12 protein-coding genes are annotated in these 11751 nt (G+C 34.6%); 2 read left to right on the top strand and 10 right to left on the bottom strand.

All coding sequences use genetic code 11. The features are described from left to right. The first annotated feature begins 56 nt into the window (after window positions 1-56). Entirely contained in the window at window positions 57-275 is a 219-nt protein-coding gene (locus YN1551_RS15790; protein WP_012716392.1) for a hypothetical protein, read from the top strand. Next, on the top strand, window positions 247-1368 hold the full coding sequence (thiI, locus tag YN1551_RS05050) for a tRNA uracil 4-sulfurtransferase ThiI (RefSeq protein ID WP_012716393.1): 1122 nt from the start codon (window positions 247-249) through the stop codon (window positions 1366-1368). The genes YN1551_RS15790 and thiI overlap by 29 nt, the downstream gene beginning before the upstream one ends. Window positions 1369-1476: 108 nt before the next feature. Here thiI and YN1551_RS05045 read toward each other — a convergent pair whose 3' ends face one another. From YN1551_RS05045 to ndhC, 10 genes are read right to left on the bottom strand one after another with little or no spacing between them, the layout of a single operon-like run. Next, the gene (locus YN1551_RS05045) at window positions 1477-2511 is read right to left on the bottom strand and encodes an inositol-3-phosphate synthase (protein ID WP_012713976.1); all 1035 of its coding nucleotides are present in this window, start codon (window positions 2509-2511) and stop codon (window positions 1477-1479) included. Further along, entirely contained in the window at window positions 2504-3898 is a 1395-nt protein-coding gene (nuoN, locus tag YN1551_RS05040; RefSeq protein WP_012713977.1) for an NADH-quinone oxidoreductase subunit NuoN, read from the bottom strand. The genes YN1551_RS05045 and nuoN overlap by 8 nt, the downstream gene beginning before the upstream one ends. Then, a complete protein-coding gene (locus tag YN1551_RS05035; protein ID WP_012717313.1) occupies window positions 3898-7284 on the bottom strand; it encodes a proton-conducting transporter transmembrane domain-containing protein in 3387 nt (1128 codons plus the stop codon). Before YN1551_RS05035 ends, nuoN begins: the two co-directional genes overlap by 1 nt. Before the next feature lies 1 nt (window position 7285). Beyond that, entirely contained in the window at window positions 7286-7573 is a 288-nt protein-coding gene (locus tag YN1551_RS05030; protein ID WP_012711748.1) for an NADH-quinone oxidoreductase subunit NuoK, read from the bottom strand. Between the two features lie 2 nt (window positions 7574-7575). Continuing rightward, window positions 7576-8079 carry an NADH-quinone oxidoreductase subunit J family protein gene (locus YN1551_RS05025; protein ID WP_012711749.1) on the bottom strand — a complete coding sequence of 168 codons (504 nt, stop codon included), beginning with the start codon at window positions 8077-8079 and terminating at the stop codon, window positions 7576-7578. Beyond that, the gene (gene nuoI / locus YN1551_RS05020; RefSeq protein ID WP_012711750.1) at window positions 8060-8563 is read right to left on the bottom strand and encodes an NADH-quinone oxidoreductase subunit NuoI; all 504 of its coding nucleotides are present in this window, start codon (window positions 8561-8563) and stop codon (window positions 8060-8062) included. Before nuoI ends, YN1551_RS05025 begins: the two co-directional genes overlap by 20 nt. Further along, window positions 8551-9609: an NADH-quinone oxidoreductase subunit NuoH gene (gene nuoH, locus YN1551_RS05015; RefSeq protein WP_012713979.1), complete on the bottom strand. Its 1059-nt coding sequence runs from the start codon at window positions 9607-9609 to the stop codon at window positions 8551-8553. The genes nuoI and nuoH overlap by 13 nt, the downstream gene beginning before the upstream one ends. Next, window positions 9609-10841 (bottom strand): NADH-quinone oxidoreductase subunit D, encoded by a 1233-nt coding sequence (locus tag YN1551_RS05010; RefSeq protein ID WP_012713980.1) that lies wholly within the window; start codon window positions 10839-10841, stop codon window positions 9609-9611. Before YN1551_RS05010 ends, nuoH begins: the two co-directional genes overlap by 1 nt. Continuing rightward, a complete protein-coding gene (locus YN1551_RS05005; protein ID WP_012717312.1) occupies window positions 10819-11313 on the bottom strand; it encodes an NADH-quinone oxidoreductase subunit C in 495 nt (164 codons plus the stop codon). The genes YN1551_RS05010 and YN1551_RS05005 overlap by 23 nt, the downstream gene beginning before the upstream one ends. Beyond that, window positions 11310-11699, bottom strand: coding sequence for an NADH-quinone oxidoreductase subunit A (gene ndhC / locus YN1551_RS05000; RefSeq protein WP_012711754.1), 390 nt, complete (start codon window positions 11697-11699; stop codon window positions 11310-11312). The genes YN1551_RS05005 and ndhC overlap by 4 nt, the downstream gene beginning before the upstream one ends. Between the last annotated feature and the right edge of the window lie 52 nt (window positions 11700-11751).

Genomic DNA, 11751 nt, shown 5'->3' with positions numbered 1-11751 from the left:
ATAAGCCTTTTCGTAGAAAGAATAATCTTTTTTCTTCACATTCCCCTTTTTCTATTATGATAATTATCACGTCCATCAATAATAATATCGTAGAAGGTCTTGTAGGTGCTAGATGTGCTGCTGGTCACTATAAGGTAAAAATAAAAATTAACGAGTTTAAAATTGTTGATTCTGAGTGTGAATGTGGACAAAAATTTTGTAGACATACGGTACAGCTATATTTACACTACATGAGAGTGAAGAATAATGTTAATCATCATAAGACCATCGGGTGAAATTGCGCTAAAATCTCCCAGATCCAGAAGAAATTTTGAGCACACGCTAGCCAATAATATAAGAAGTGTTATAAAAGAAGGGAAAATATGGAGATCGCAAGGCGTATTATTTTTAGAAGTTAACGATAACAATAAGAACATAGAGGAGCTTAGTAAGGTATTTGGAATAGCCTCCTTTTCACCAGTTATGTCGATTAAATCTTACAATAATAATTTAGAAGATATTATTAACAAAGCTAAGGAAGTCTTTGCTGAAATAGTCAAAGGTAAGATTTTTTCTGTAAGAGCTAAAAGAATAGGTTCTCATAATTTTACCAGTCTAGATGTACAACGGAAAGTTGGTGAAGCTTTATATCCATTTTCCAGAGGAGTTAATCTAGAGAATCCTGAAGTTGAGGTATTCATAGAAATTAGGAATGATGTAGCGTATTTTTATTATAAAATTATTAAGGGCCCTAGGGGGTTGCCTGTTGGAGTAGCTGGAAAGACCGTTGTGTTGTTTTCCGGAGGAATTGATTCGCCCGTAGCCACATGGATGATGATGAAAAGAGGTTCAATTCCCGTTATTTTAAACTTCAATTTAGGAGGAAGTGTACATAGGAAGTTTGTATTGGAAGAATTAAGTGTCCTTAGAAAATGGAGCGGAGGACATAAATTAAAACTATTTATCGTAAATGGCACAGACGTGTTAATTAAATTATCGCAGATTGAGAAAAGAAATCGTGTAGTCATGTTAAAGCGAGTAATGTATAAGGTAGCTGAAAGGTTATGTGATAAGGCAAACGCTAAATCTATAACCACAGGGGAATCTCTGTCACAAGTCTCATCACAAACCATGACTAATTTATACGTAACTGAATACGGGATAAAATATCCAATTTTTAGACCTTTAATTGGATTTGATAAAGAAGAGATTGTCGAACTTGCAAGGAAAATTGGAACCTATGAATATTCAATAAAACTCCCAGAATATTGTGCAATATCAACTAAAGCTAGGACGTCTGTAGAACTTGATGAAGTACTAAAGGATGAGGAGAATCTAAACATTGATTACGAGAAAGTACTTGAAAACTCAGAGGTAATTGAAATATGATCAGCCCTCACACGCGTACATCATTTATCAGTCCGGGGTTCTCACATCACCTAACCATAAATGACGAAGCCTATTTCAGTCTTTTACCATTAAAAAAGAGTAAAGATTCTATCCTAAAAGCTTATTCAAAAGAGAATCCAATGATTTTTTAGCATCCATAATACTCTTAGCCTTTTCTGGAGGATCCTTAAAGTAATAGTAACAAACCTCTTTTACAGCACCACTATAACCGTGTTGAGTTAGGAGTTTGGCAATTCTTATTAGATCCATTAAAGGAGCAACTGCGTTAAAAGAATCATATGTCTTCAGAGAAATATCAATTCTTACTGGGATCCCTATTCCATATAAGCCTTCAATTACCATATAACTTACTCTTCTATCTTTTAGAAATTCCACATAATCAGATGTTCCAGCTACAACCTCAGCCCCGTTGGCGTACGAAGAGATAAGAGATGACTTTATACTTTTTTTAAGATCTTTTCTCCAATCTTCTAACGTAACTAATGCTTCAGTAGATCCAGCAATGTCTATCTGATAAGACTTTAAAACCCTTACACCTCTATTTTTTAAAAATTCTATTATTCCAGCGTGTGTGATAGTTCCCCCTATTTGACTTAATAAATCATCCCCTAGGATTACAAGACCTTTCTCCTTAAATTGATCTTTAAATTCCTTTGCAGTTGGAGAAGGAGTGGAATTTATAAGAGAAGAACCAGCCTCTAATGAAGCCTTAGCATAAAAACTGCTCGCATTTACTGCTCCAGTAGGTAATAGATTTAATACTACATCTACTTTCTCTTTCTTTAAGATATCAACTACATTAACCGGTTTCTCTTCAGATTCTTCAATAATGTTCGAAAGAACCCCAACTCTTCCATCTAGAGTAGGACCTCTCATTACAATTACATCGCTCCTAACATCCACATACTTATCAACAACATTTGGTTTGATAAATATTGCCTCCCTAAGCTTCCTATTTACCTTCCTCTTATCGATATCAAAAGCAGCTACTACATCTATGTCATATGGCTTTATGGGAAGATCCAATATTCCATATATTTCCTTGCCGTTTTTAGCTAGTTCTATAGCTTGTACTAATGCAGAGGCCACATTACCTACTCCAATTAACGCAATCTTAACCAATCTGACTCACCAAAATCTGGAATACAATTGGAATAACTATACCTAATATTATACTTAAAATTGCCGAGACTACTGCAATGTCTCTTTCTGAGCTTTTTGTAATCTCAAACTCTCCTTCTCTAAATACTTCTCTAACTATAGGAACGTAATATCCAGCAGATATCGCACTATTGAGGACAGCAATTATGGTAAGCCAAGGATATGTAAATGAACTTTCGAATAAGAATAACTTACCCCAAAATCCAAAAAGCGGTGGTATCCCAAGTAAACTTAGTATAAGAATTACTATGGCAAAAGCTAATGGCTTATCTTGAGATGATATACCTCTAAGCCCAGAAATATCAGAAGTCCCAGATATTTTCTCTACGTGACTCACTATACCGAATAGACCTACTTGTGCTATTCCATATGCAAGAGACTGCACTAGAATACCGACAATAGCTATAGCTGGAGATATCGTGAACATCGCAAAACCTATTAAGATATATCCAACTTGAGTTATTGAACTAAATGAAAGTACTGCTGCAATATCTCTTCTTGAAAAAGCTGTTATATTTCCAACTAGCATACTACCTATCGAAATAACTATGAATATAACTACCTCTACTATGTTAGGATCTGAGAGATATACTACTCTAAATAAAGGAATTATACCTACAAGCTTACCAACGCTTGAAATGAACGCTACTGATATTCTATCAGCATCTGTGTAAACATCTGGTAACCAAGCTTGAAATGGAAAAGCTCCCATCTTGAATAGAAATGCTATTGAAATGAAAGATATAGAGAAAAGGAAGAGATTTGGATAAAGTACAGACGTGGTAAATAGTAGTGAACCAGTTGAAACTAAATACGAAGCAAAACCAATTATCATGATCGAGCTTGACAATAGTCCCATAATAAGATATTTAATACCAGCGTTAACTGACTTATAGTCCTTTCTAAGCATAGCTATTGCATAACTTGCAGCAGATGATATTGCCCAAGTAGTGAGAATAATAATAATATTGTTAGCAAAGGACATATAAAATAAACCTAGTAAGGATAGTAACATTAATGATAACATAGAGGAGCGTGTAGACCAAGATATTATATGATCTTTGCTCAATAAAATCGCAAGTAAACCTACGCTAAAAATAGTTATTGAGAAGAAATAGCCAGGTACATCTATAAATAAAGACTTAGAAAATAATGTATAGTTCACGATACCAGCCACCCAAGAGTAAATTAAAAACACTAGGCTAACCCCTACAAGTACTTCGGAAAGTATCAGCGATAATCTAAACCTACTTTCATTAACACCATTATCTATAAATAATGCGGAGATTGAAGAAAATAAAATTAAAATTGATGGTATTAAAATTGGTAAATAATAATCCAAGTTCATTATCCAATCACCCCGAATAGAACTAAAACAATAATTAAAAGTAAAACTATACCCCATGCATATAACATAATATAGTCCCCAAGGATGTGGTCCTCTACCACGTTATAGATTCTCGAGCCAAAGTTTATCACAGATTTAGGTAGTCTCTCATTTAGCCCTATATCGATAACCCCTCTCTCAAAGTTATTGAATAAAGCATTGGCGAAACCTTTGAAGATATACCCAAATTTGTCAAAACCTGGATTTACATACCAACCATAGTAGGCAAAATCTATTAGAGGCATTATAGAACTTAAGTTTAAACGTCTAGTATATACGGCAAAAGCGATTATCCAACCTATTACAGATAATATTAAACTAATAAAATCTATATCTGAAAGTTGTATAACATTGAAGAAAGTCGCCAGATTAAAGTAAAGTATGCCTAGTATGATTGATGCTAATATTAATAATCCAGGGCTTATAACCATCAAAGTACTCAGGTGCCCATGTTCATGAGTATCATGTTCCTCACCTTTCCATAAGAACGTTCTAGCAATATATCTTAATATATATATTGCGCCTAGGAATTCAAGAATTATATACAAGTAAAATATAGTAGATGAAGCACTACTAACTAAATTGCCTATGATATTGTGGGCCCAAAATCCTATTAAAGGTGGCAAATTAGCTAGGTTTAGCGCAGCAATTAGTTGTAAAACAAACACAGAAGGAATCTCCTTATATAATAATGGTTTCGAAGCTACATACCTACTTTCTGTATAATGTATTACGGAACCAGCGTTCATGAAGAGAGATGCCTTATAGATTCCATGTGCAAGCATTTGTATAAGTCCTACTATTATTCCCAAACCTACGTTTCCAAGTAAAGCACCTAAAGAAGATGAGAATATCATAAGCGATATTTGATCTGCAGTAGAATAAGCTAAAATTACCTTTTGTTCATTTGATGCTAGAGCATTAACACTTGTATATAATGCAGTAAATAACGTTATTCCCACCATTATTGCGAAGAATAAATAAGTGTTTGTATTTATGGATATAAATTGATAAGTAAAGAATGTAAGGATGGCTCCTAAATTAACCATGGTAGCTGCATGTATTAGAGCACTGACTGGCGTTGGACCAGTCATAGCGGTTAATAGCCATTGAGTGAAAGGAAATTGTGCGCTCTTAGCAAGCCCCCCTAAAAAGAATACTAGCAATATTAACCACCCTTCTGGACGTGAAGCTACAGTAGATAATGCAGAAAATACTGTAGATAATATATTTGACATAGGATACAAGATATAATTGTAACTTGATAGTGAAAGCAAATAACCTAATACTGCTAACAAGCCAACATCACCTACACGAGTGAAAATTAAAGCTCTGATCCCACTAGTTGTTGGTTTGGAAATGTTTTCAATTCCAAATATTCTTCTTCCAAAATCTCCAACTACATTTCTTTCATTGTCATCTAACCAATAGCTAATTAGACCATAGGAGGCTAGGCTAGTTCCCTCCCATCCCGCAATAAACAGTAGAACATTATTAGCTAACACAACAGATAGCATTGACGTTACGAAAAGCCCAAAGAACCCCCAGTATCTTCTTAAAACGTTATCCTCTCTCATATACCCTATGCTATATAATGCTATAAAGAATGATAGTGAAGACACGAAAAGGGATAAAATAGATTGAAGCAAGTTCGCACTAAATTGTAAATAACCAAATGAGTATGATAATTGGGGATGCCCGAATAACGGTTGCCCTAAATTACTAACTAGCAATAACGCGGATAAGACCATTGAAATACCTATTGTCAACACCACTATTGCTCCTCTCAAATCTTGATTTAATGACTTCGGAGTTATTAGTGCAATTAATGAACCTATAACAGGTAAGAATGCTACTAGTGGTAAAATTATGGAATTTGAAAACAATAATGTAAATGTTAAAGACGGAGATATGTACTGAGGAATAAAGAAGGTAATTATACTAACTACTCCAATCAATAGCATTGGGATTGAGTACTCTTTTAGATTGTCAAGATTCTTATTTTCCTTTTTGCCAGCATAAACAGTCTTGAATAAGTAACCTATATACGCTGAAGAAGTACCTATTGCAATCATTATAAAGGCTACTATTATTATAAACCCTGCTAATCCTATCTTATCTAATATCGTACCTACCGAAAATATTAATAACGCTTCACTTATCAAACCAATTGTTGGAGGTAGACCTAGGAGATTTAAAGTACCTATAAACGCCATCGTGGAATGAAGAGGGGAAGATAGATAAAGTCCACCTAATTTTTCAATATTCCTTTCATTTAGTTCAGTTATTGATGCACCAGCACTCATGAATAGGATAGCTTTTCCGAATCCATGAGAAACATAGATTAGGATACTTGCCAATATTCCTAAAGGTAATGAGATAATAGAAGTCGGTAGTCCTCCTAAAAAGGCGATGGAAGCACCTAATAGCATATAACCCATTTGAGAAACACTTGAATACGCTAAGAATCTCTTGAAGTCTTTTTGGGCCAACGCGTTAATTCCGCCGTAAATCATTGTTATGAGGGCCCATGCTATAAATATAGGGGCTATGAAGGACATAGTAGGGAATAGATAATAGTAAATGATAACTACGAATATTCCTAAACCCACCATATTTGGACTTAATAGTACTGAAATAGGAGTTGGAGCTTCACCATGAGCATAAGGTAACCATATATTAAAACCAGCTTGAGCACCTTTTATAAACATTCCAATAACTGCTATTATAAATACCAAAATAGAGTAAGGTATCGTGGAATAATTCACAAAAGTATAGGCATCCGTATAAATATTCATAGAATCTGAAGTAAGACCTATTATTATAATTGAAGCCAAAAGCAGTATTGTACCAATATGCGTCCAAATGAAATACATAAGGCTTATCCTACGTCTATCACCATACCCGTAAAGTGCTATTAGCAAAAATGACGAGATTAGTGAAATCTCCAAAAATATGTATAGCTCCAATAGATTAGTTGATAGTACAGTATACAGCATGGAAAGACCAAATAAAGTGTATAAAGCGTAGTAAAGACCCCAATTATGTTTGTTTTCTTCCTTGAACTTATGTTCCATGTATCTTAAGGAGTATATAGTAGTTAGCAATGTAACTATTAGAATAGTTATTATAAATGGATAATTGAGATTGTTTATAACTATTCCAAAATCTTCTATATATTTTGAGACAAAAATGTATTCATAACTACCTTTTAAAAATAAAAATGGAACGTTTATAGCTATCGACAGTAGGCTTACAATAAATGAAGCTATTCTTGATCTAATAAAAAATATTGAGACTGCCAATATAAATGAAATTACCAATAATATAAAAGAGAAATAAATCATTTTATTCCACCTCCAGTTTATCTTTTTGTCTATAATACAAGAGAACAGCTGCGAACGCGACTACAACTTCTGTTAAGGCCATACCTATTGCGAAAAGGGAAAATATTACAGGCTTGTAGACCATACCTACGACACTGGAATAGGAGAAAACAAATAAAATTGACGCATTTAAGATAATTTCGGACGATAATAATACTCGGATAATATTTGATGTTGAGGATAGACCATATATGCCTATCCCTATCAAGAGACCAGATATTATGATACCTAATAAACCAAGATCCATCATTTCTAATCCCTCCTAGCTAAAGCTATTGCTTCAATTAAAGTAGTTAATAGAGCTACGATAAGTATAATCAATGGGAACCAATAGTTTTCTAAAAGATCATTAGCTAATATCTGGAAATTAATTGGTTGCAACGTTGATGGAGAAACTTTAAAATTAGATATAAAAATTGTAATTAAGAATAGAAGAGTTACTGCTCCTCCGGCCAATATCCCTAATGATCCTCTACGAATCCTAACTTCTAGATCCTTAAACATGACTAAGGAAATAGCTAGGAAAGTTACAGTCGCTCCCACGTAAAGAAGAATGTGAAACACTGAGTATATGCCATAAGTTGAAGGTGCTTCTAACGCTATTAGTGCAGCTATGCTTAAACCTAGAAATGCTAGACTTACTGCACCATAAAATACATTCTTAGCTCTGACAATGTATATCGAAAACGCTATAGCCATAGTCCCAAAAAATGCAAACAATGTATATTGTATTATTTCACTCGTCTGCAGGTACATATTTTATCCCCCTCTTCTCATCTACTACTGCTTTTACTTTTCTCACTGGCTTATTTTCTAGGGGAACCTCATCTACATCTACGTTAAATCTATCAGGGTCAAAAATTAGTTGTTTTCTAGAATTAAAAACGAGATCATGAACTTTAGTTTCTTTTAACGCATCCACTGGACATACGTCTACACAGAAACCACAGAAGACACACCTACCATAATTTATTTGAGGGAACTTCTTTCCACTTTGCGTTACCATTTTCATAGCATCTGCTGGACATATTAATGCACATAAAGTACAGCCTATACATACATCTTTGTAAAGTCTAATCATTCCTCTATAACCAGTAGGAAGACTAAGACTATCCTCTGGGTATTGCAGCGTTATTCTCTGAGGTTTTACGAAATACTTTATACCCGTAACTATCGATTGTATATGTTCTGCAAATAGACTTGCTATATTTTCTTTCTTATATTCTTTCACCTTATCCATAAATAACCCACCACCACACCTAATATTAAGGAAGCTAAGGCAAGAGGGAAGAAATACTTCCAACTCCCCCTTAGAGCTTGATCTATCCTATACCTTCCATAAACCGCTCTAAGAAAAACAGCAAAAAATACTATTATTGCGGCTTTGAAAACAGTAAATACTGCACCAGTAAATCCAGTGAATGGTAGCCAACCACCTAAAAACAAGTCCACAAAAAGAATTGCATAAACTAAATTCGCTATGTAAGAACCTGCCATGGTTAACACAAATAGAAAACCACTATATTCAGTGTAAGGACCTATAACTAATTCAGTTTCAGCTTCAACTATTTCAAAAGGAAATCTTGAAGAACCTATTAACATTGCAACTAAGAAAACGAATGCCGCAATAGGATTAGCTATAAATCCTGGTATTCCAGAAGTCACGATCTTAGCGACATCAAGTGTATGGTACTCTAATGCTAACGCAAGTGTGGAAATTATTATTAGAACGTCATAAGATACTGACAGATAAGCTTCCCTTATAGATCCTACTACAGCAAATCTATTGTTAGTATTCCATGCCAAGAATATGACAAGGATTGGATATAGAGATTCCAATGCAATTATTCCTATCAAATTGTACTCGATAAGGTACGGAACTAAAACGCCTTGATGAATCTGGCTATCATAAAATATACTATGGTACACTGATAAAATAGAGCCTTGAGGTGGAATAGTGGAAATTGGTATAAGAGACATGGGCAAAAACGCAAATATCAAAACTAGGACCGGGGACAGTGCATAGAGTGTTTGATTTACTCCATTAGGAACTATTATTTCCGAGAAGACAAATTTTATAGCGTCTGCAAATAACTGGAGCAATCCTCCTATCCTTTTAGATGCATAATAAGGACCATACCTGAGTTGAACTATAGCAGCGGCTTTCCTTTCAAACCATATAGTGACTAAAAGAAAAATTAGAGTGTATATTAGTCCAGGAAATATTACTGTCAAGAAAAATGAAGGATAAAAGAAATAATATTGTAAAGCGGAGAGAACACTCATTACCTATCAGCCTCCGGAGGGAAATAATCTAAACTACCGTAAATCGAAACTAAATCGGCGTATCGCGAACCTTTACATAATTCCTTAAAAACATATATTGACCTATAAGAGGGAGTTATCATTCTTAACCTATAAGGTTTAGGAGAGCCATCACTTACTACATAATATACTAGCTCTCCTCTTCCAGCCTCAACTCTAGATATAGCTTCACCCTTAGGTGGTCTAAATGAAGCGTAATAGCCTGGCAATACAATACGTCTATATGTTTCCCAATACTTCTTAAGCCTAGTAGGAGGTATCTGTTTAAAGAACCTATCTGATAAAATATTACCCTCTGGTATATTCTTTATTATCTGCTCTAATATTCTCATACTTTGTTCGATTTCTTCTAATCTTACTAAACCTCTTGCTAGACCATCTCCCTCTTTATATACGGGAATCTCAAAGTCTAACTTATCATAAGCTCCATACGGTTCTATCTTTCGAACATCATAGTATACTCCAGATGCTCTTAAATTAGGCCCAACAGCACCCCACTTGATAGCGTTTTCTTTACTCATTACTCCAACATTTTCGAGCCTCGCTCTAATTGATGGATTGTAAAAGAAGATTTTTTTCCAATCTTCTAGCCTTCTGCGCTGATATGAAATGGCTTTTAAGGTCATATCTTTTATTTCTTGCGATATATCTCTTCTAACTCCACCCGGTATTACATACGAATTAGTAACTCTTGCCCCCGTTAATGCTTCCAATATGGTAACCCATACTTCTCTATCTCCAAAACCCCACATAAACCCAGTAGAATGACCTAGGAATATCGACAAAATACCTAATCCATAGAGGTGGCTAGCTATCCTATTTACCTCTGCTGCAAAACTTCTCAAATACTGTGCCCTTTCTGGGACGTCAACTCCTAAAATCTTTTCTACCGCAATAATATAGCCTAAATTCATATGTATAGAATCTAAAATTGCTGGCCTCTCTACTAAAGGTATAAGATGCATGTAATTTCTATTTTCTGAAAGTTTTTCCACCGTCCTATGAACATAGCCGACATCTAAGTCTACATCCTCTATGATATCTCCATTTAATTTTACAAATATCCTCATATGACCAGAACCGGGATGTTGTGGACCTACATTAAGCTCCCCTTGAACTGGTATGAACTCCACAGACATCCCAGTAGCTGCTAGTAGTTGTTCTTGTGCTTCATTCTGTGGTTGGCTTGTCAACGAAAATCCCCTCCAACTTAATCTTAAATGATTTTCTTAATGGATATACTCCTTCAAAATCCTCATCCAAGAAAAATCTCCTAAGGTCTGGATGACCCTCAAACCTAATCCCCAACATCTCATAGGTTTCCCTTTCTCCAATCCAAGCACTTTCAAATATTGAATATAATGAAGGCAAAGAAGGATCTTTATACGTTACTGTTATTCTTAAGGCTAGTATTATTTTGGCCAGATCCAAATTTGAGTATGAAGATATATGATAAACCACCTCTAGTTTCTCTTGCTCAGGATAATCTATGCCAGTTACTGCTTTAACATGATCGAACCCAAAATTTTTTAAGTGATTTGCTACATCTTTCATAATCTTCTTATCAGGCACAATCACAGTTATTCGTCTATCATTTTCAATTTTAGCTTGACATTTAAACTTAGTCTGTAAATCATTTATAAGACTTTTTAACGCTTCGCTCATCTTCTCATCTCCCACTGATATAATAAATTAATTTGTTTAATGGCGTAATATAGAACAGGATACATCAAAACAATAAACAGCACAATTATCAATAGCAAATCCCTGAAAGCTACTAGTGTCGTGTAATAGTCAGAGAATGCAATCGGAAGTAATAATACAATTATTGGCTCTAAGGTAACATAAAGTAATAAATAACCATAATATTGTAAGGGGAACCAAAGTCTTCCTAAACCCGTTGGAATATTTCCTGCCTCAAATCGACTAACCTTTAAGGGGTTAGGCTTCGATGGAAGTATTAGCAGCAAGAACTTGTAAAGACCGTATCCAGCAGCCAGAAAAGCTACAATGGGAATCCCAAATCCTAAAATAGCTTGTGTAAATGACATCGCATGTGTATATAAAAGATGATCATTTAAATACTCTTCGTTAAAAAGTTAC

Source organism: Sulfolobus islandicus Y.N.15.51 (assembly GCF_000022485.1).
GTDB classification, from domain to species: domain Archaea; phylum Thermoproteota; class Thermoprotei_A; order Sulfolobales; family Sulfolobaceae; genus Saccharolobus; species Saccharolobus islandicus.
Note: the sequence above shows the minus strand (reverse complement) of the source record. Positions and strands in the feature narration are given on the sequence as shown.